General features: G+C 71.7%; 19 protein-coding genes. 4 read left to right on the forward strand and 15 right to left on the reverse strand.

The genetic code is table 11. The features are described 5' to 3' along the window. Positions 1–64: 64 nt before the first annotated feature. The 6 genes from AC0HS0_RS15810 to AC0HS0_RS15835 all read right to left on the reverse strand — a co-directional run bounded on the left by AC0HS0_RS15810 (position 65) and on the right by AC0HS0_RS15835 (position 7514). Positions 65–1000, reverse strand: a complete 936-nt coding sequence (locus AC0HS0_RS15810) for an ROK family protein (RefSeq protein ID WP_472965052.1) — start codon at positions 998–1000, stop codon at positions 65–67. Next, positions 997–1923, reverse strand: coding sequence for a dihydrodipicolinate synthase family protein (locus tag AC0HS0_RS15815; protein ID WP_472965053.1), 927 nt, complete (start codon positions 1921–1923; stop codon positions 997–999). The genes AC0HS0_RS15810 and AC0HS0_RS15815 overlap by 4 nt, the downstream gene beginning before the upstream one ends. 95 nt (positions 1924–2018) lie before the next feature. After that, entirely contained in the window at positions 2019–2810 is a 792-nt protein-coding gene (locus AC0HS0_RS15820) for an ATP-binding cassette domain-containing protein (protein ID WP_472965055.1), read from the reverse strand. Further along, positions 2807–4870: a dipeptide/oligopeptide/nickel ABC transporter permease/ATP-binding protein gene (locus AC0HS0_RS15825; RefSeq protein WP_472965057.1), complete on the reverse strand. Its 2064-nt coding sequence runs from the start codon at positions 4868–4870 to the stop codon at positions 2807–2809. The genes AC0HS0_RS15820 and AC0HS0_RS15825 overlap by 4 nt, the downstream gene beginning before the upstream one ends. Positions 4871–4872: 2 nt before the next feature. Next, entirely contained in the window at positions 4873–5826 is a 954-nt protein-coding gene (locus AC0HS0_RS15830) for an ABC transporter permease (protein WP_472965368.1), read from the reverse strand. Positions 5827–5900: 74 nt separating this feature from the next. Next, positions 5901–7514, reverse strand: a complete 1614-nt coding sequence (locus tag AC0HS0_RS15835; protein ID WP_472965058.1) for an ABC transporter substrate-binding protein — start codon at positions 7512–7514, stop codon at positions 5901–5903. Positions 7515–7604: 90 nt separating this feature from the next. Here AC0HS0_RS15835 and AC0HS0_RS15840 point away from each other — a divergent pair, with 90 nt between their 5' ends. Continuing rightward, positions 7605–8333 carry a FadR/GntR family transcriptional regulator gene (locus tag AC0HS0_RS15840; RefSeq protein ID WP_472965060.1) on the forward strand — a complete coding sequence of 243 codons (729 nt, stop codon included), beginning with the start codon at positions 7605–7607 and terminating at the stop codon, positions 8331–8333. 40 nt (positions 8334–8373) lie between these two features. Here the strand turns inward: AC0HS0_RS15840 and AC0HS0_RS15845 are convergent, their stop codons facing one another. The 4 genes from AC0HS0_RS15845 to AC0HS0_RS15860 are packed head-to-tail and all read right to left on the reverse strand — an operon-like array spanning position 8374 to position 11774. Beyond that, the gene (locus AC0HS0_RS15845) at positions 8374–9366 is read right to left on the reverse strand and encodes an acetylxylan esterase (RefSeq protein ID WP_472965061.1); all 993 of its coding nucleotides are present in this window, start codon (positions 9364–9366) and stop codon (positions 8374–8376) included. Positions 9367–9400: 34 nt separating this feature from the next. Continuing rightward, entirely contained in the window at positions 9401–10447 is a 1047-nt protein-coding gene (locus AC0HS0_RS15850) for a Gfo/Idh/MocA family protein (RefSeq protein WP_472965063.1), read from the reverse strand. Next, entirely contained in the window at positions 10444–11478 is a 1035-nt protein-coding gene (locus AC0HS0_RS15855; protein WP_472965065.1) for a Gfo/Idh/MocA family protein, read from the reverse strand. The genes AC0HS0_RS15850 and AC0HS0_RS15855 overlap by 4 nt, the downstream gene beginning before the upstream one ends. Next, positions 11475–11774: a Sec-independent protein translocase subunit TatA/TatB gene (locus AC0HS0_RS15860; protein WP_472965066.1), complete on the reverse strand. Its 300-nt coding sequence runs from the start codon at positions 11772–11774 to the stop codon at positions 11475–11477. Before AC0HS0_RS15860 ends, AC0HS0_RS15855 begins: the two co-directional genes overlap by 4 nt. Before the next feature lie 116 nt (positions 11775–11890). Between AC0HS0_RS15860 and AC0HS0_RS15865 the strand changes: the two genes are divergently transcribed. Continuing rightward, positions 11891–12082: a twin-arginine translocase TatA/TatE family subunit gene (locus AC0HS0_RS15865; protein ID WP_472965068.1), complete on the forward strand. Its 192-nt coding sequence runs from the start codon at positions 11891–11893 to the stop codon at positions 12080–12082. Between the two features lie 40 nt (positions 12083–12122). Then, on the forward strand, positions 12123–12884 hold the full coding sequence (tatC, locus tag AC0HS0_RS15870) for a twin-arginine translocase subunit TatC (RefSeq protein WP_472965369.1): 762 nt from the start codon (positions 12123–12125) through the stop codon (positions 12882–12884). Positions 12885–12886: 2 nt separating this feature from the next. On the opposite strand, the gene AC0HS0_RS15875 is transcribed toward tatC, so the two are convergent. From AC0HS0_RS15875 to AC0HS0_RS15890, 4 genes are all read right to left on the reverse strand, one after another. After that, positions 12887–14152 carry an MFS transporter gene (locus AC0HS0_RS15875; protein ID WP_472965069.1) on the reverse strand — a complete coding sequence of 422 codons (1266 nt, stop codon included), beginning with the start codon at positions 14150–14152 and terminating at the stop codon, positions 12887–12889. 252 nt (positions 14153–14404) lie between these two features. Further along, a complete protein-coding gene (locus AC0HS0_RS15880; protein WP_472965070.1) occupies positions 14405–15346 on the reverse strand; it encodes a patatin-like phospholipase family protein in 942 nt (313 codons plus the stop codon). A 235-nt stretch (positions 15347–15581) separates the two neighbouring features. Then, the gene (locus AC0HS0_RS15885) at positions 15582–16175 is read right to left on the reverse strand and encodes a GNAT family N-acetyltransferase (RefSeq protein ID WP_472965071.1); all 594 of its coding nucleotides are present in this window, start codon (positions 16173–16175) and stop codon (positions 15582–15584) included. Positions 16176–16179: 4 nt separating this feature from the next. Next, complete coding sequence (locus tag AC0HS0_RS15890; protein ID WP_472965073.1) at positions 16180–16995, reverse strand: MBL fold metallo-hydrolase; 816 nt, start codon at positions 16993–16995, stop codon at positions 16180–16182. Positions 16996–17214: 219 nt separating this feature from the next. Here AC0HS0_RS15890 and AC0HS0_RS15895 point away from each other — a divergent pair, with 219 nt between their 5' ends. After that, positions 17215–18105, forward strand: coding sequence for a formylglycine-generating enzyme family protein (locus AC0HS0_RS15895; RefSeq protein WP_472965370.1), 891 nt, complete (start codon positions 17215–17217; stop codon positions 18103–18105). A gap of 63 nt (positions 18106–18168) precedes the next feature. Here AC0HS0_RS15895 and AC0HS0_RS15900 read toward each other — a convergent pair whose 3' ends face one another. Then, the gene (locus tag AC0HS0_RS15900) at positions 18169–18843 is read right to left on the reverse strand and encodes a GAP family protein (protein WP_472965075.1); all 675 of its coding nucleotides are present in this window, start codon (positions 18841–18843) and stop codon (positions 18169–18171) included. Positions 18844–18850 lie beyond the last annotated feature (7 nt).

Raw genomic sequence — 18850 nt, forward strand, 5'->3', positions numbered from 1 at the left:
CTCCAGTAATTCTCGGCAGCCGAGACGTGAGTAATCGCGGGACTCGCGGCTCCCATTACCGCGATTACTCACGTCTCGAGTGCACGGCGTCGAAGGCCAGGGCGGCTGCGCCGACGATCGCGGCGTCGCCGCCCAGCGCGGCGGGCACGACCGGGCGGTCGCGCGTGAGGTCGATGGCCTCCGCCGCCACCCCGGCGCGCAGCGGTCCCCACCACAGCTCGGAGGTCTGCGCGAGACCGCCCGCGACGACCACGACGTCGGGATCGAGCGCATTGATCAGGCCGCCGATCGCACGGCCCAGCGCCCGGCCGGCCGTGTCGACGGCCGTGAGCGCGGTCGCGTCGCCCTCGGCCGCCAACGCGAAGACAGCGCGCGTGTCGGCCGGCGCACCCGTGCCTCCCGCGCGCCGATAGGCCGCGTGGACCGCTGGGCCGGCGGCGATCATCTCCAGGTGCCCGGACCGGCCGCACGTGCACGGCAGGCCCTGCGCCTCGACGCACGGGATGTGGCCGAAGTGGCCCGCCACGCTCGCGGCGCCGCTGAGCGGCCTCCCGTCGAGCACGAACGCGCCGCCCACACCGGTGCCCGCGGCGACGACCAGCACGGAGGCCCGTCCGCGGCCGGAGCCGAAACGGGCCTCGCCGACGGCATGGGCGCGCACGTCGTTGTCGACCGCGACCGGGAGGCCCAGCTCGGCCTCCACGAGCGCGCCGATCTCAGTGCCCGCCCAGCCCGGCAACGTGTCCGTGGCGAAGCGGACGACGCGGCGTTCGGGGTCGATCACCCCCGCCGCGCCGACGCCCACGGCGACGACCTCGTCAGCTGCCGAACCCGCGGCCGCGGCCTCTCGCGCCAGCCGCACCGCCGTCGCGAGCACCGCGCCCGGCCCGTCGCCGGCAGGGGTCGGCGCCTCCACCCGGTGGAGCACCTCCCCCGCGGTGGAGACGAGCCCCGCCGCGGTCTTGGTGCCCCCGATGTCGACGCCGACCGCCAGGCTCATCGGACCAGCGATCCCGCGGCCTCGACGATCGCGCGGATGCGCTCGACGGTCTCGCCCTCCAGCGGAGGCACCGGGAACGTCATCCGGTTGCTGTCGATCACACCGAGCACGGTCAGGGCGGTCTTGAACGCGCCCATCCCGGCGGCCTCGCCGCTCACGCCGTGCGCCTGGAAGACGATCTCGAACAGAGCGGCGAGCTCGTCCTGGAGCCGCTTCGCCTCGTCCCAGTCGCCCGCGCGCGCCGCCCGGTAGAGCCGCACGTAGGAGACCGGGTCGACGTTGCCGAGACCAGGGACCACCCCGTCCGCGCCCGCGAGCAGGGCGCCGTCGACGACGATCTCGTGGCCGGTGAACAGCACGAGCGGGCTGCCCGCCGCCCGGTTCGCCACCACGAGGCGGCGGAAGCCCACGTCGTCGCCGCTGGAGTCCTTGACGCCCGCGATCACGCCGTCCAGGCCGAGCCGCACCAGCAGCTCGTGCCCGAGCTTGACGTGCACGCGCACCGGCACGTCGTACGCGAACACCGGCAGGGAGGTCGCGGCAGCGACGGCGCGGAAGTGCGCCTCGATCTCGGCCTCGCTCGGCCGCACGTAGAACGGCACCGTGACGACCACGGCGTCCACGCCGGCGAACTCGGCGAGCCGTACCTGCTCCAGCACGCGAGCGGTCGACATGTCGTTCGCGCCGGCGAGCACCGGCACGCGCCCGGCGGCGATGCGCACAGCCTCGCGCAGCACCGCGCTGCGGACGGCGTCGGTCAGGAAGCCGACCTCGCCGGACGAGCCGAGCACGAACAGGCCGTCGACGCCGGCGGCGAGCTGCGACTCGATCAGGCGCTCGAAGGAGGCGACGTCGAGCGCGCCGTCGGCGGTGAGCGGGGTGACGAGCGGGGGGACGACGCCGGTGAGACGGGAAACGGACACGATTCTCTCCAAATCTGGTGGTGCGGTCGGTTCAGGTGGTGCGGGGCAGCTGGACCGGCCGGCGGGTCAGGCGCCGGCCGGTGGTTCGGACGGGTTCAGAGAAGCGACGGCGCAGCTCCGAGCAGGGTGCGCGTGTACGCGTCGGTCGGGTGGTCGAACACCTCGGCGGCGGTCCCCTCCTCGACGATGCGGCCGTAGTACATGACGACGATCCGGTCGGACACGTAGCGCACCGTCTGGATGTCGTGCGAGATGAAGACCATCGCCAGGTTCAGGTGCTGCTTCAGGTCGCCGAGGAGGTTGAGGATCTGGGCGCGCACCGAGACGTCGAGCGCGCTCGTCGGCTCGTCGGCCACGATCAGCTCGGGATCGAGCGCGAGCGCCCGGGCGATGGCGACGCGCTGACGCTGGCCTCCGGAGACATGGCTCGGGAGGACCTCCGCGGCCGAGCGCGGCAGGCCGACCAGGTCGAGCAGCTCCAGGATGCGGCGTTCGCGCTGCGCGGCCGACCCGACGCCGTGCACGTCGAGCGGATCGCGCAGGATGTCGTGGATGGTCATGCGGGCGTTGAGCGCGGTCGACGGGTCCTGGAACACGATCGAGACGGCCTTGCCGAGCTCGCGCCGCGTCGCGGCGTCCCGGTTCAGGACGCTGCGCCCCTGGTAGAGCACGTCGCCCGTGGTCGGCTGCTGCAGCCCCACGATCACGCGGGCGAGCGTCGACTTGCCGCAGCCCGACTCGCCGACGACGCCGATGGTCTCGCCGCGCCGGATGCTCAGGCTCACGTCGTTCACGGCGTGCACCTTGTCGGGACGGAACAGCGTTCCAGTGCGGGCCGTGTGGATCACGTTCACGCGGTCGAGCGTGAGGATGTCGTCGCGGTTCACGAGACCGCTCCCTTCTCGGCGAGTTCGCGCGGGGCGGTCGTCGCCACGTAGTGGTCGTCCGTGCCGTCGACCGGCCGGAGCTCGGGGCGCACATCGGCGCCGACGCCGGGTCTCTCGACCGAGCGGGCCGCGAACCGGTCGCCCGGTGCGAAGTCGCGGGGGGTCGGCACGGTGCCCGGGATCTGGTGGAGGCGCGACGCGCCGGACTCGATGGAGAGCACCGAGCCCAGCAGGCCGCGGGTGTACTCGTGCTGCGGGTTGCTCAGCAGCTCGGCGGTGGGCGCGCTCTCGACGACCTGGCCCGCGTACATCACCGTGATGCGGTGGGCGACTTCGGCGACCAGCGCGAGGTCGTGGCTGACGAAGACGAGCGCGAAACCGAGCTGGGCGCGCAGGTCGTTGAGCAGGTCGATGATCTGCTTCTGCACCGTCACGTCGAGCGCGGTGGTGGGCTCGTCGGCGACGACCAGCTTGGGGCTGCGGGTGAGCGCCATGGCGATCAGCACGCGCTGGCGCTGGCCTCCCGACAGCTCGTGCGGGTAGCTCTTGAGCGTGCGCGCCGGGTCGAGCCCGACCAGCTCGAGCAGCTCCTCCGCGGTGCGGGTGCCGCCGCGCCGCAGCAGCTGCTTGAGCTGCGCACGGATCAGCATGGACGGATTGATGGAGCTCAGGGCGTCCTGGTAGACCATCGACATCTGGTGGCCGCGCAGGGTGTTGCGCTGCGCCTCCGTCATCGTCAGCAGGTCGCGGCCCTCGAAGAGCACCTGCCCCGACACCCGGGCGTTCGCCGGGAGCAGTCCCATGATCGCGAGGCTGGAGAGGCTCTTGCCCGAGCCGGACTCGCCGACCAAGGCCATGGTCTCCCCCGGCCGCACTGCGAAACCGAGCCGGTCGACCACGGCCACGTCGCCGTGCCGTTCGGGGAAGCGGATGCTGAGGTCGCGGACCTCCAGCAGCGGAGCGTCGTCGGCGTCGTAGACGAGCCGGTCGGTGCGGACGCTCTCGGCGGAGACCAGGGCGCGGAGGTGGCCGGTCAGGGCGGGGTCGCGCTGGGGTTCCTCGAGCCGGTCGAGGGTGTCGGGGAGCTCTCCGTCGAGCAGCGCCTCGTACTCCGCCTCCTGGACCTCGGCCGCATCCAGGGCGTCAGCGGTCGCGACGGAGGCCGTGCCCGCGTCATTCGGCAGTTCCTCGGCGACCGCCGCGCGGCGGCGGACGCTCGGGCGCACCATGGCGTCCGTGAGCCCCTCGGCCAGCACGTTGAGCGCCAGCACGGTGATCAGGATGAGAAGGCCGGGGAACAGCGTCGCCCACCAGCCGCCGGCGAGCAGGAGGTTCTTGCCGCTGGAGATCACGTTGCCCCAGGAGGGCGCCGGCTCCTGCACACCCGCGCCGATGAACGACAGGCTCGCCTCGAACACGATGGCGTCGGCGACGAGGATCGTGGTGAAGACCAGGATCGGCGCCGCGCAGTTGCGGAACACGTGCTTGATCAGCACGTATGTCGTCCGAGCCCCGAGCACCCGTTCGGCGGCGACGTAGTCCTCGCCGAACTGGCTGAGCACGTTGGCCCGCACGATGCGGGCGAGCTGCGGCACGTAGAGGAACGCGATGATCGCGATCAGCACCGGCAGGCTCTTGCCGAACACGGCGACGAAGACGATGGCGAGCGCGATGCCCGGGAACGACATGATGACGTCGAGGACCCGCATGATCCCTTCGTTCACCCAGCGGTGGGAGGTCGCGGCGACAGCCCCGATCGCGCCGCCGACGATGAGCGCGAGCGCCGTGGCGCCGAGGCCGATCGCGAGGGAGGAGCGGGCGCCGTAGACCAGGCGCGAGAAGATGTCGCGGCCGCTGCGGTCGGTGCCGAACCAGTTCTCCCACGAGGGCGGCTGGGCGGGCATGCCCGTCTTCAGCGGGTCGTGCGGGGCGACCAACGGGGCGAAGATCGCGGCGAGCACCACGATGAGGAAGAAGACCAGGGCGATCTTCGACGAGAGCGGGAGCGCCTTGAAGCGCAGCCCGGGAGCGGAGAGCCGGTCGGCGAGCGAGCGACGCATGTTCACACCGTCCTGATTCGAGGATTGACCACCAGATAGAGGAGGTCGACGATCGTGTTGACGATCACGAAGGTGAACGCGATCGTGATGGTGACGCCCTGGACGAGGTTGGTGTCGCCCGCTGTCACGCCGTTGAGGATGAGTTGGCCCATGCCCGGCAGGTCGAAGATGACCTCGATGACGATGGCGCCGCCGAGCAGGTAGCCGACGCGGAGGCCGAGCACGGTGATGGGCGTGATGAGCGCGTTGCGGAAGACGTTCCGGCCGATCACCACAGCGCGCGGCAGGCCGCTGCCGATGGCGGTGCGCACGTAGTCGCGGTCGAGCTCCTCCACCATGGAGGTGCGCACCACGCGGGTGAGCTGCGCGGCGACGGGAACGGCGAGGGCGAGCGCCGGGAGGAACATCGACTGCAGCCACCCGGTCAGGGAGTCCTGCGGCGCGACGTACCCTCCCGTCGGGAAGATCGGCCAGGTGAGCGCGAACTGCTGGATGAGCAGGATCGCGAGCCAGAACGAGGGCACCGCGATGCCGGCGATCGAGACGAAGCGGATGACCTGGTCGGGCCAGCGGTCGCGGTAGAGCGCCGCGGTCACGCCGAGGATGCCGGCGAGGACGATCGCGATGATGAGGCCGAGGAAGGTCAGCTGGAGGGTGAGCGGGAAGGCTGTGGCGATCAGGCTGCCCACCGACTGCGCCGGCGGCACGGTGTTGCCGAGGTTTCCCTGCAGCAGGTGGCCGAGGAACGCGAAGTAGCGGACGATCAGCGGATCGTCATACCCGTTCTGCTCGCGCCACACCGACTTGGCCGCGTCGCTGGCACTCTCGCCGAGAGCGTTGGTCGCGGGATCCGTGGGGGCGAACTGCAGCACGATGAAGACCAGCAGCGTGATGCCGAGGATCATGAACGGCAGCGCGATGAGGCGCCGGCCGGCGAGGCGCACGAGTTGCACGATGCGGAACTCCTAAGGGGATGTCGGTGGAACGGCGAGGCCGGCCGGTGGGGGGACGGCCGGCCCTGCCGCGGTGGCTACTTCGTCGGACCGACGCCGAGGAAGGAGAGGCCGGTCATCGAGATCGGCTGGAAGCCGTCGAGCGCGTTCGAGTCCCACGCGGTCGGCAGCTTGCGGTGCACGAGGGGGTACAGCGGCACCTCGTCGGCGACCAGGTCGTAGATCTGGCTCCAGGTGGCCTTCTGCTTCTTCGCGTCGGTCTCCTTGGCGCCCTGGTCGAGGAGGCTCTGCAGCTTCTCGAAGTCGGCGCCGGAGTTCCAGCGGTAGCGCTTCTGCGCCCACAGGTTGTCCGAGTAGAACCAGCGCAGCAGGAGGTCGGCGTCGTTGCCGAAGACCGAGGGGTCTCCGGGGGCGACCATGACCTGGAACTGGTTGTTGTCGACCTTCTTGTACTGGCCGGCCGACTGCCCGATGTCGAGCGTGGTGGCGACCCCGATGGCGTCGAGGTCCTCCTTGATCAGCGGCGCGACGTCCTTCACCCAGCCGGTGTCGGTGGTGAGGAGGGTGATGGCGAGACCGGAGACGCCGGCCTCCTTCAGCAGCGCCTTGGCCTTGGCCGGGTCGTGCTTGTAGACCGTCTTGGCCTTGGTGTAGTCGGGGTGGCCCTTCTGCACGTAGCTGCTGGCCGCCTCCGCGTTGCCGAGCATGCCGTTGGCGATCAGCTTGTCCTGGTCGATCGCGTAGAAGAACGCCTGGCGGACGCGCTTGTCGTCGAACGGCTTCTGCGACGTGTTGAACATCATGAAGAGCAGGCCGAAGGACTGCACCGACTGCGTCTTGACGACGCGGCCGAGACCGTCGACGTTCAGGTAGGGCACGTCCTCGATCGCGTTGACGCGCTTGGACTGCATCGCGCTGACGCGGGCGGACGGGTCGGAGAGCAGGTTCCAGGTCATCGCGGCGGCGAGCGCCGGGCGCGACCCGGTGTAGCCGTCGAAGCGCTCGAAGCTGAGCTTGTCGTTGGCGGTCGCCGAGGTGATCTTGTATGGTCCGGTGCCGGTGGGGAGGGCGTCGAACTTCTTCGGGTCGGCCTCCACGACGGCCTTCGGCACGATCTTGACGACGGAGATGCGCTCGGCGAAGAGCGGGAACGGGTAGGCGGTCGTGAACTTCACCGTCGAGTCGTCGACCTTGGTGACGCCGTCGGCGGTGAGGAAGGGCAGGAAGCCGGCGTAGATGGAGGCGTTGGCCGGGTCGAGCACGCGCTGGAACGAGAACAGCACGTCGTCGACGGTCACGGGCGAGCCGTCGTGGAACTTCGCGTCCTTTCGCAGTTGCACGGTGTACGTGGTGTCGTTCACCTGCTTGGGCATCCCCGAGCCGAGGGCGGCGTACGCCTTGCGGGTGACGGGGTCGAGCTCGACCAGGCCCTCGAGGGTGTGCCAGTTGGCGGCCATCGTGAGTGCGCCGGTCGTGGTCATCGGGTCGAAGCCGGTGCCGAGGGCGTAGGACATGCCGGCGGTGATGGTGCCGTTCTTGTCGACCGTGCCCGCGGCCGCGGTGCTCTTACCCGTGCCGATCGTGGATGCCGGGCCGCTGCAGGCGGCGAGGGCCGCCACGATCCCGGCCGCGCCGGTCGCAGCGAGGAAGGTGCGCCGTGTCGCCTGGGTCTGGAGCGTTTCTTTCAACATTGAAGACTGCCTCTCGTGATGTCGGACGTCTGATGTCCTACTTGGGTATAGTGAAGCTAATACACGCTCCACGGAAAGGTCAAGTCGACGATGGCGACAGATCCCGCAGCGGCCGGAGTCTTCTCCGGTCAGGCCCGCGCCCGCCGCACCTCGGTGACGGACCAGATCAAGGACTACATCCTCATCCACCGCATGAAGCCGGGCGACCTCCTGCCCACCGAGGCGGAACTGTGCGCCGAGCTCGAGGTGAGCCGCTCCAGCGTGCGCGAGGCGATGCGCACGCTCGCCGCGCTCGACATCGTCGAGGTGCGCCACGGCTACGGCACGTACGTGGGCCAGCTGTCGCTCGCGCCGCTCGTCGAGGGCCTGGTGTTCCGCGGCGTGCTGCGGCCCGAGGACGACTTCGCCGCGCTGCGGGAGGTCGTCGAGGTGCGCGAGGCGCTCGACCTCGCCATGGCCGAGCAGATCTGCGAAGCGATGGAGGGCACCAGCAACCCGTCGCTGCACGACCTCGTCGCCGCGATGGAGGCCAAGTCGGCCGAGGACGAGCCGTTCGCCGAGGAGGACCGCGCCTTCCACTCCGAGATGCTCGCGCACCTCGACAACGCGCTCGTCGGCCAGCTGGTGACGGCCTTCTGGGAGGTCAACACCGTCGTGTACCCGCGCCTCGGCCTCCCGCCGGCGCAAGACCTCGACGAGACGGCCCGGGCGCACGGCGACATGCTGCGCGCCGCGGAGGCCGGCGATGTGGAGGGGTACCGCGAGGCGGTCGTCAAGCACTACATCCCGCTGCGGCGGGGGCTGGGGCGGGCGCTGTAGCGCGCTCGCCGCGCGCAACCCGTCGGCAGCTCCGTCGGCGTCACCCGACGGGCGCGACCTCCACAGCCTGGCGAATCGCCGTCAGCGTCAGGAGGTCGTCGTCGATGCCTCCGCCCTCGTGCGCGTTGTACCGCCAGGTATGCAGCGACGTGGGGCCGCGGTACTCGTTGTACGCCGCGTAGACGGTGGACGGCGGGCAGATCGGGTCCATGAGCGCGACCGTGAACGTGGCCGGCGCGTGGGCGCGCCGGCTGAAGTTCACGCCGTCGAAGTACGACAGGGTGTGCAGCACCTGGTCCTCCCGGTCGCGGTAGTGCGCCAGGTGGTCGGTGATCTCGCGGAACGGGGTGCGGTCGGTCGCCACGATGCCGTGCGGGATGTCGCAGAGGAACGGCACGCGCGCGACGACGTGCGCGAGACCGGGCACGAGGCCCGCGACCGCCAGGGAGATGCCGCCGCCCTGGCTGACGCCGAACACCGACACCCGCAGCGGGTCGATCTGCTCCAGCGAACGCACGGCCTCCACCGCACGCACCGCGTCGGTGAAGAGGCGCCGGTAGTAGTACGTCTCAGGGCTGTCGATGCCGCGGGTGAGGAATCCGGGCACCTGCCCCGCCCCCGGCCCGGAGTCGGGCGTGACGCCGCGCGAACCGCTCCAGCCCTGGCCGCGCGTGTCCACCTCGAAGTGCGCGAACCCGGAGGACGCCCAGAGCAGGTTCTCGACGGCGTCGCCGCGGCCGCGGCCGTAGCCGTGGAACTGGACGATCGCGGGCAGCGGCCCACGTTCCTCCGGGCTGTGCGACCCACGCGGGAGGCGCAGCCACGCGGCGATCTGCTCGCCGCCGAAGCCGCCGAACCGCACGTCGTAGACGTCGATCGTCGTCAGCCTGGTCTCCACCGGCTCCAGCCGGGTGACCAGCGGGTGCACGCGGCTCTCGGCGAGGGTCCGCTCCCAGAACGCATCGAAATCGGCGGGCGTGGTCAGCGCGCTGCGGTAGCCGCGCAACTCCGATTCGGGCAGGTCGAGGTACACGGCTCTCCTTCGATACGGATTCGAGGTGGTGCGGTCAGCGTGGCCGCACGGCAGCGCGCTCGGCGACCGAGCGGTACGCGGCGTCGATGACGGCGAGGGAGGCGCGCGCCTCGGCCAAGCCGTAGTCGGGCGCCGCGCCGGCGAGCAGCCGGTCGACCACGTGGGTCAGCCAGGCTCGCAGGGGTGCGACTCCCCCGCCTCCGCCGACCGGATGGGCGTCCGCGCCACGCGGCCCGAACTGCAGCACCGCCGGTTGGTCGTCGTCGGCGGTGGCGTGGCCGTGCGAGCCGAGCACGCGCACCGAGCTGATGGTCGGTCCGAAGCCCGGCGCGAACGGCACCCGGCCGACCGTGATGGAGGCCGTGACCCCATTCTCGAGGCGGAGCGAGACGACCGCGGTGTCCTCCACCCCGTGCTCGGCGTGACCGGCCGCGAACAGCGAGCCCGACATCGCGTAGACGCTCTGCACGGCGAGGCCGGTGAGGTGCAGGACGGCGTCGGCGCAGTAGCCGAGGAAGTTCAGCATCTCGCCTCCACCGCTCAGAGCAGGGTCGACGACCAGCTCCGGCCGCTCCACGGAGGTCGCGAAGAACGCTCCGCTCGCGAGGAACTCGGCGTCGACGTGGCGCGGGAGGCCGAGATGGCCGGCGTCGATCCAGGCGCGCGTGCGCCGCAGGGCCGGGGCGTGGGTGCGGTTGACGACCGAGACCGTGCCCGGGGTGGAGCGGCCGAGGTCGAGCAGCGCGTCGGCGTCGGCGAGCGTCGTGGCGACCGGCTTGTCCACGAGCACGTGCACGCCCGCCGCCATCGCGTCCCGCGCCAGCCGCGCGTGCCGGGTGGGCTCGCTGCACACGATCGTGAGATCCACCCGGTCGGGGTCGGAGGCCGCACGGATGTCGTCGAGCCAGGGAACGCCGGCGCCGTGGGCGGCCCGCCGGCTGTCGGCGTGCATCCACTCGGGGGCGTCGGCCTCCTCGGCGACGCCGACGACCTCCACGCGCGGGTCGCGGCGCAGCTCGTCGAGATAGGAGTTCGCGTGGCGGATGCCGCTGGCGAAGGCGACGCGGAGGGGCGCGGTCATCGTGCGCCTCCCGCGAGTGCTGCGCCACGATCGATGCGTCCGGCGTGGTCGATGCGGACGGGCTGGCCGCTGCGCAGCGACCGCTGCCCCGCAACGGCCGCGCCGAGTGCGGCGCGCGCCTGGGCGGTGGTGACGATCATGGGCTCCCTCCCCCGGGCGGCGTCGACCCAGTGCCGCAGCTGCCGGAACAGGGCGTCGTCGAGCGACGAGGGCGGCGCCGCGTGGCGCGGGGAGGCGAGCCCCGGCTCGGCGTCGGTGTCGTGCAGGAGGGTCCCTTCGGTGCCGGTGAGCAGCACGCGGCGCAGGAAGCGCCCGGGCTGGGCGAGCGCGTAGCAGAGCTCGATCGTGGCGAGCGCCCCGCTGGCGAAGCGGACGAGCAGGTGGAAGCTGTCGGGCATCGGCATCTCGGCGGCGAAGGTCGGGAAGTCCCGGCCGAAGACCTCCACCGGTTCGGAGCCCATCAGCCAGACGGCCAGGTCGAGCGCGTGGGTGCCGTTGTGCACCGGGTGGCCTCCCGACTTCGCCGTGTCGAGCTGCCAGCCGCGCCAGCCTCCCGGCCAGACGTGCCCGGTGTACCAGGTGATGTGGAGCAGGCGCGGGTCGCCGATCGCACCGGCGGCGACCCGGGCCTGCAGCTCGGAGACCGCCGGCTGGAAGCGGACGGTCTGGCCGACCATGAGGGTGCGGCCGCGGCCCTCCGTCGCGTCGACCATCGCGTCGAAGGAGGCGACGTCGAGCGTGGCGGGCTTGTCGACGTGGACGTGCTTGCCGGCCTCGCCCGCGGCGATGGTCCAGGGGGCGTGGTCGGGCGTCGCGTTGCAGATGTCCACGCCGTCGACGTCGGGATGGCCGACCGCGGCGGCGAGGTCGGTGGTCGGGAGCGCGCCGGGGAATAGCGCGGCGAGCTCGGTCGCGCGCTCGAGGCTGGAGCCGGCGATGTGGCTCACGCGCACCTCCGGGAGGCGGCGGAGGGCGAGCAGGTGCTCGCGGGCGAAGGCGCCGGTGCCGAGGACGGCGACGGTGAAGGTCATCGCCGGGCCTCCCGGATGTCGGCGCCGGTGTTCTGCGCGCTCGTGCCCGCGACGGTGTCGGCGAGCGCGTTGCGGACGATGGCCCGGGGGTCGTAGCGGCGCGGATCGAGCCGCTTCCAGTCGATGTCCTCGCCCACTTCTTCGGAGACGCGGGCCTTGAGGCCGTCGGCGGTGGCGCGCATCCGGCGCACGAAACCGCCGAGTGCGGCAGCGTATCCGGGCAGGCGGGACGGACCGACGAGGAAGGCGGCGACGACGCCGACGACCAGGATCTTGTCGAAGGTCAGACCGAACATGGATGCGACCGTAGCACAGATTCGATTGGACATCAGACGTCTGATGTGCTCCAATGGCTCATCGGCTCCCTGCCGATTCGTCGATCTGCGCTGTTGCAGAGAAAGGGCCTCTTCCGATGTTCTCCAACCTGACCGGCTGGCACGCCCTCATCATCGTCGCCGTCATCCTGCTGTTCTTCGGCGCTCCCAAGATCCCCGCCTTGGCGAGAAGCCTCGGCCAGTCCATGCGCATCTTCAAGACGGAGGTGCGGCCCGAGTTCGGCGGCGCCGAGCGCCCCGCCGAGCGCCAGGACTCCGCGGAGTCCTGACATGCGCAGCAGCCGCCGCGGTCGCACAGCGGACGGCCGCATGCCCATCGCCGAGCACCTCGGCGAGCTGCGCCGCCGGCTGTTCCGCTCGGCGGCAGCGCTCCTGCTCGGCGCGGTGGCCGGCTGGTTCCTCTCCGCCCCCGTGCTCGACGCCCTCCGTGTCCCCATCTCCACCATCGCGACCACCCAAGGCCGCGTGGCGGAGCTGAACTACGACACCATCACCGGCGCGTTCGACCTCCGCATGCAGGTCGCGATCACCGTCGGCATCGTGGTGTCGAGCCCGGTCTGGCTGTTCCAGATCTGGGCCTACCTCGTGCCCGCGCTGACGCGCCGCGAGAAGGCCTACGGCTTCGGCTTCTTCTTCACCGCCGTGCCGCTCTTCCTCGCCGGCTGCGCCGCCGGATGGTACGTCCTCCCGCACATGGTCGGCGTGCTGACGGGCTTCGCACCGCAGCAGGACGCCGCGATCGTTCAGGCCAAGAGCTACTTCGACTTCGTCCTCAAGCTGCTCGTCGCGGTCGGCATCGCCTTCGTGCTGCCGGTGGCCGTCGTGCTGCTCAATTTCGTGGGAGTGCTGCGCGCCTCCACGATCCTGCGGTCGTGGCGGGTGGCGATCATCGCGATCGCGCTGTTCACGGCCATCGCGACGCCGGCGGCCGACGTGCTGTCGATGCTGCTGCTCGCCCTGCCGATGATCGTGCTGTACTTCGCGGCGGGAGGGATCGCGATGTTGCGGGATCGGCGCGTGGACAAGCGGATGGCGATGCTGGTCGAGGCGTCGGCCGCTCTCTCGCCATAGGGTCAGGCGTCGCCTGGTCCCGCCTCCAGCTCGATTGCTGAGGCGAGACCGCGCGTCTCGTCACCCGCCCCCGCGTCTCCCGCACCGCTGGCCTCCCGCAACCGCCGGACCGGCACCACCGCGCCGAGCGCCGCGGCCACCATCCCGACCACGAGGAGCGCGATCCCCGTTCCCGCCGCATCGATCACGGCTCCCGCGACGGCGGAGGCCAGTGACGCCCCGAGGTTGACGGCGGTGTTGATCCACGCCGACGCCTCGGTGCGGCCGTCGGGGTCGACGACCGTGTCGGCGACGAGGTAGCCGGTGATCAGCGACGGCGCGAGGCACGCGCCCAGCAGGACGAGCCCTGCGGCGAAGAGTGGCAGCGACCCCAGGGCGGAGACGCCGATCGCCGTGAGGCCGATCGCCAGGCACAGCGCGAGGAGGCGCACGCCGAGCGACACTCGCCACCGCACGTGCCCGTAGAGGAGGCCGCCGGCGGCGCTCCCGGCCGCGAATGCGGCGAGCAACCAGCCCGCTGCAGCGACTGCACCCTGATCGGTCGCCAGTGCTGGCGCTCCGATCTCCACGACGCCGAGCACGGCGCCGACTCCGGCCAGCACGACGAGCACCCGCAGGAACCCCGGAGCGGCGAGAGGACGAGCCCGGTGCTCGCGAGCACGTGGCGGGTTGCCGGAGAGCGCCGCGGAGGCGCGGCTGGTGATCAAGCCGAGCGTCCCGACGAGACCCACTCCGGCCGTGACGAACAGGCCGACACTGGGCGAGGTCGCGACGATGATCCCGGTGATCGCCACCGGGCCTCCCACGAAGAGCAGCTCCTCCGCGACCGCGTCGAGGCTGAACGCCTTCTCGCGCTGCGGCCCGGCTTCGGTGAGCGTGCTCCACACGACGCGCATCGCCGCGCCGAGCGGTGGGGCCGAGAGGCCGATGACGACGGAGAAGGCGATGGACCAGGCGAGCGCCGTTCCGGGCGCCGCGTCGACGGCGGCGGCGATGCCGAACCCGACGAATGCGGCCGCCTGCACGATTCCGAGGAGTCCGAGAGCGCGCGGCTGGCCCCAGCGATCGACGGCGCGGGCGCGCCACGGTGCCGCGACGACATTGGCGAGGCCGAACGCGGCGGACGCGAGACCCGCGAGCGCGAACGAGCCGGTGCTGCGCTGCACGGTGAGCAGCACGGCGAGGCCCGCCATGGCGAGCGCCGAGCGGCCGACCAGCGCAGGGACGAAGGCGCGCAGCGCGCCGGGAAGACGAAGAGATGCGAACACGGGTGAGGCTCCAGAAGATTCTGACGGTGGGTGGGCCCGCGGGGTCGGAGAAGGGACCCTCTACGGATCGAGACCTGCGCGGGCGGGACGCAGGACCGTCAGATGAACATCACGATGTGAAGCACGGAGGTCACGCTAGCAGACGGGCGGACGTCGCCTCATCCGGAGGATGGCGGCGGCACGCCGACGCGGAACCCGTAACTCCGGAGATCGGGGCGCCGGGGCGGCGGATCTCCGGAGTTACGAGCGGGACTATGCCGCCGGGTCGGTGACGCGGGCGGCCTCCCGCCGGCCCTGGTCGAAGCCGGCGCGCGCCGACGGCGGGCGGGTCGCGGGGTCCATCTGGTTCGTGCCCATGGCCTCCAGAGAGGCCGCGTCGGGTGTGATCACGACGACCCGGCTGCCCTGGGCGCGCAGCGCCTCCACCTGGTCGTCGAGCTCGTAGCCCGGGAAGCGCCGGATGCCCTCGAACTGGCCGGGGCGCACCCAGTCCGCGCCGCCGAACGGCGACAATACGATCACGGTCGCGTAGCCGGCGGCGAGGTCGGCGTTCTCGGCCGAGCGGACGCCTCCGTTGATGTAGTGGACACCATCGACGATGTGGGTGGCGGTGCCGCCCGGGAGCGCGGTGCTCGCGGTGACGGCATCGGCCAGCTCCACGCCGGAGTCCCGGTCGAAGGTCACCAGCTCGCCCGTGTGCGCGTTGAGCGCGACCACGAGCATCGGGCGCTCCGGCCAGTCCTGGCTCGGGAGGCGGGAGGCGACGAGTGCCCGCCGCTGGTCGGCGCCCGGTCGCAGCACGGCGTCGCTCTCCAGGGCGAAGGCGCCGAGCGCCCTGTGCAGTTCCTCCGCCGAGCCGGCCGCGGCGCCGATCGTGCGCAGTCGTTCGAAGAGTTCCTGCTGCGAGAGGGACGGCGGGCGTTGCGGAGCGTTCTGTGGAGGGCCGGCCGGACGCGGTGGCGCCACGAGCGCGGCAGCGTACAGATCGGCGGCCGGCATCCCGCTGCGGACACCCGCGGCCGCGGTGGAGCCCGCGGAGGTGCCGATCACCAGGTCGGCGAGCTCGGTCAGGTCGTAGCCGGCGTCGGCCAGGCCGGCGACGACGCCCATCTGCCAGGCGTTGCCGGCCGCTCCCCCGCCGCCGAGGACGAGGGCGATGTCGTGCGAAGAGCTCAGGTCGTTTTTCTGGGTCATGTCGTGATCCTTTGAAGAGGTGCAGGGCACCCGCGGATCTGCGACGGAAGCGCTTAGAGGCTTCGACGCGAGAGGGCGAGCACCCGACTGTCGATGGAAATCGGACTCACCTCCTCAGCTGGCGCGCCCTGAGAGCGCGTACGAACGAACGCTTGAACGATAGTCGCGCGCGCGGCCCACCGCAAACGAACTCCTGCAGGCCGCGCCGGTCATGCAGGCAGCAGAGGGACCGCGTTCACCCGAACGCCAGGTACGTTCCCGGCTTTCCGGGTTCGTGCAGCTCGAAGCGGAGGGCGAGGTCGGTACGCGCCAGGAGGTCCGCCTGCTGCTCGAACTGCTCGTTGGTGACGAAGACCACCCGTTCGAAGCCCCAGTCGTCGCGCAACCACTCACGCAGCGCTCCAAGGAGGATCCCGTCGAGGCCGGCCTCCAGCTGCGACAGCCGTACCCAGAAGTAGGCGACGGCGTCGACGTCCTCCCACGCGTCGCCGGCCACCGGCGTGACAGCCGACCTCGCCAAGAACGTCGCGGTCGTCGGGAACAGGTACACGCAGCCGAGGCAGACGGAGTCCTCCGGGTCGCGCAGGGTGAACGTGAAGGCACGGCGCTCGGAGTGCCGCTGCTGGAGGCCGGCGAGATCCTCCCGGTTCGCCTCCACGGTGAAGTCGTCGGCGGGCCACTCCGACTGCTCCCACCGGCGGAGCAGCTCCCGGGTCTCCATCACCGCGGCGAAGTCGTCCGCGGCGTCGTCGGCGCGGATCGGGCGCAACTCGAAGCGCTCGTGCGTCAGCCCGACCGGGACGGCCGCGCCCGGATCACCGAAGGACACGGCGTCAGGAGTCCGCGGCGGCCGACGCGTGCGGGATCGACAGCTGGTCGAGTTGCCGTTCGTGCACGCTGCGCACGAACTCCCAGCCCTCGCGCGGCGACTCGACGCGCGGGTCGTGCGGCTCGTAGCCGTCGGCGAGCGCCTCGACGTAGGCGCGGTCGCGAGCGAGACGGTCGCGCAGCCCGGACGCGTCGCAGACCGACCCGTGGCCCGGGATGACGACGGTCGCGGCGCCCGCCTCGGCCTCCAGCAGGTGCAGGGCGGCGAGGTAGTCGCCGAGCGGGTCCGCGGCGCCGGCCAGGTCGAGCATCGGGACGAACACGTCCGACAGCATGTCGCCGGCCACCAGCACACCTGCGCTCTCGATCAGGAGGGCGGCGTGGCCGGGTGCGTGCGCGCGGTGCTCGAGGACGCGCACCGTCGGGCCGTCCCACGGGAGCCGGTCGGCGCCAGGGGCCAGCCCGGTGATGTCGTCGCCGAGGCCGGCGAGGCGCACGTCCTCCGGGATGCCGAACCGCTTCGCGTCGATCCCGTTCGCGAGTCGTCGGCGGGCGGTGTCCGCGGCGACCGCCGTGGCCCAGTGGTCGGGTTCGCCGAGCGCCGGATGCCACAGCAGGTGGTCCCAGTGCGGGTGCGTCGCGAACCCGGCGACGACCGTGCTGCCGGACCGCTGGAGGTCGTCGGCGAGCTCGAGGATCTCGCTCTCGTGGATGCCCGGGTCGACGACCAGCACCCCCGACGCCCCCGCGACGACCACCGCGTTGGTCTGACACCACGCGCTGGTATGGACGAACACCCCGTCGGCGACTTCGCTGAGCACGGGCCCAACCTACCCCGGGCCCACCCTCTTGCACACAGGAGATCCGGCCGCGGCACACCCGAACTCTCCTCCCACAGTCACTGCGAGAGGAGTTTCTCGCGCGTGTCTCCTCTCGACCACAAACGGCCCGATGCGCGATCTATCCACAGCTCCGGCAGGGCCTCCCGGGGCCGCGGCACGCGCTGCTACGGTGATCGCGTGACCGACGACGGCAGAGAGATGGTCCTGATCGAGGGCGGCACGTTCGCGATGGGGTCCGCCGAGTTCTACCCGGACGAGCAGCCCGTGGTCGAACGGGAGGTCGCCTCCTTCCGCCTCGACCGCTATCAGGTCACGAACGACGACTACGCGCGGTTCGTCGATGACACCGGGTACGTCACGGTCGCCGAGCGGCCGATGGCCGCCGCCGACTACCCCGGCGTCGCGCCCGAGGATCTCGTGCCCGGCGCGATGGTCTTCACCCCGACCTCCGGCCCGGTCGACCTGGGCGACTGGCGCAACTGGTGGAGGTGGCAACCCGGCGCCTTCTGGCGGGCGCCCTTCGGCCCCGGCTCGTCGATCGACGACCGGCTCGAGCATCCTGTCGTGCACATCGCGTTCGAGGACGCGCAGGCCTACGCGGCGTGGGCGGGCAAGCGGCTGCCGACGGAGGCCGAGCACGAGTTCGCCTCCCGTGGAGGCGTCGCCGGCGCCCGGTTCGCGTGGGGCGCGGACCCGTACCCCGGTGGAGTGCCGCAAGCCAACTCGTGGCTGGGCCGCTTTCCGTACGACAACCAGGGCGTCGGCGGCACCGCGCCGATCGGCTCGTACCCGGCGAACGGCTTCGGGGTGTTCGACTTGATCGGCAACGTCTGGGAGTGGACGACCGACTACTACACGCCACGGCACGTGCGTCTGAGCGACCATCCCGTCGATGCCGGCAAGCGGCAGAATCTGCTCGCGACCGCGAGCGCTCACGAGGGAGAGACCATCCCGCGGCGGGTTCTCAAGGGCGGCTCGTTCCTGTGCTCACCGGAGTACTGCCTGCGGTTCCGTCCGGCGGCGCGGTCGCCGCAGGCGGAGGACACGGGGATGTCGCACATCGGGTTCCGCTGCGCCGCCGACGCCTGAGCAGGACGACGCCTGAGCACGCCGACACCTGAGCACGCCGACACCTGAGCAGCCGGCCCGCCGTCAGAACACCGCTGCGATCCACCGCCCGACGAAGTCGACGCCGATCACCAGCAGCACCACGATCAGCAGGGTCGTGCCGTTCTGCGCGAGCCAGGTCTGCAGTCGCCGCAGCGGGGCCTCCGCCCGGTCGGGCGCGACGATCGCGGCGCCGACCGGGATGGTCACCGAGCTGGTGCTGAGCACCACGAAGACGATGACGACGACGAGCTCGGCGGCTGCCGCGAGCCCGCCGGTCGCGATGTCGACGCCGACCGCCGCGGCGACGGCGAGGTGCAGCGGGCTGACGATCGAGAGGACGAGTCCGAGACCCAGCGCCGACCACGGCGTCAACCGGCCGATCATCCGCGAGAGGCGCGGAGGCCGCGGCTCGATCCCGGGCCGCGGGCGCGCCCTCCACGCGAGGGCGGCCGACCCGAACATCACGAGCGCGACGATCGGGTCGAGGAACCACGCGTCGCCCTTCAGCGACGGCAGCTGGATCGCCCCGATGGCGGCGCCGAAGACGGTGAACAGCACGATGTAGAGGGCGATCCCCACCACCCAGCCGATGGCGTACGCGCCCGGCACCGCCCGGGCACGGCCCGACAGCAGCAGCGCGGTCGCCGCCATCACGCGCGTCGGGCTGAACCACACGACCAGTGCGAGCGGGAGGATGGCGCCGACGACCGCGAGCATCCCGTCC

The sequence above is a fragment of the Leifsonia sp. PARNA 1/14 genome, from assembly GCF_055720965.1.

Excerpts from the sequence above, each read along its gene's own strand:
- AC0HS0_RS15880 (WP_472965070.1), bottom strand. The coding sequence starts at position 15,346 with ATGACCCAGAAAAACGACCTGAGCTCTTCGCACGACATCGCCCTCGTC.
- AC0HS0_RS15810 (WP_472965052.1), bottom strand. The coding sequence starts at position 1,000 with ATGAGCCTGGCGGTCGGCGTCGACATCGGGGGCACCAAGACCGCGGCG.
- AC0HS0_RS15835 (WP_472965058.1), bottom strand. The coding sequence starts at position 7,514 with ATGTTGAAAGAAACGCTCCAGACCCAGGCGACACGGCGCACCTTCCTC.
- tatC (WP_472965369.1), top strand. The coding sequence starts at position 12,123 with ATGCCCATCGCCGAGCACCTCGGCGAGCTGCGCCGCCGGCTGTTCCGC.
- AC0HS0_RS15860 (WP_472965066.1), bottom strand. The coding sequence starts at position 11,774 with ATGTTCGGTCTGACCTTCGACAAGATCCTGGTCGTCGGCGTCGTCGCC.
- AC0HS0_RS15850 (WP_472965063.1), bottom strand. The coding sequence starts at position 10,447 with ATGACCGCGCCCCTCCGCGTCGCCTTCGCCAGCGGCATCCGCCACGCG.
- AC0HS0_RS15855 (WP_472965065.1), bottom strand. The coding sequence starts at position 11,478 with ATGACCTTCACCGTCGCCGTCCTCGGCACCGGCGCCTTCGCCCGCGAG.
- AC0HS0_RS15900 (WP_472965075.1), bottom strand. The coding sequence starts at position 18,843 with ATGCTCGCGGTCGTCGGCGCCATCCTCCCGCTCGCACTGGTCGTGTGG.
- AC0HS0_RS15865 (WP_472965068.1), top strand. The coding sequence starts at position 11,891 with ATGTTCTCCAACCTGACCGGCTGGCACGCCCTCATCATCGTCGCCGTC.
- AC0HS0_RS15895 (WP_472965370.1), top strand. The coding sequence starts at position 17,215 with ATGGTCCTGATCGAGGGCGGCACGTTCGCGATGGGGTCCGCCGAGTTC.
- AC0HS0_RS15825 (WP_472965057.1), bottom strand. The coding sequence starts at position 4,870 with ATGCGTCGCTCGCTCGCCGACCGGCTCTCCGCTCCCGGGCTGCGCTTC.
- AC0HS0_RS15840 (WP_472965060.1), top strand. The coding sequence starts at position 7,605 with ATGGCGACAGATCCCGCAGCGGCCGGAGTCTTCTCCGGTCAGGCCCGC.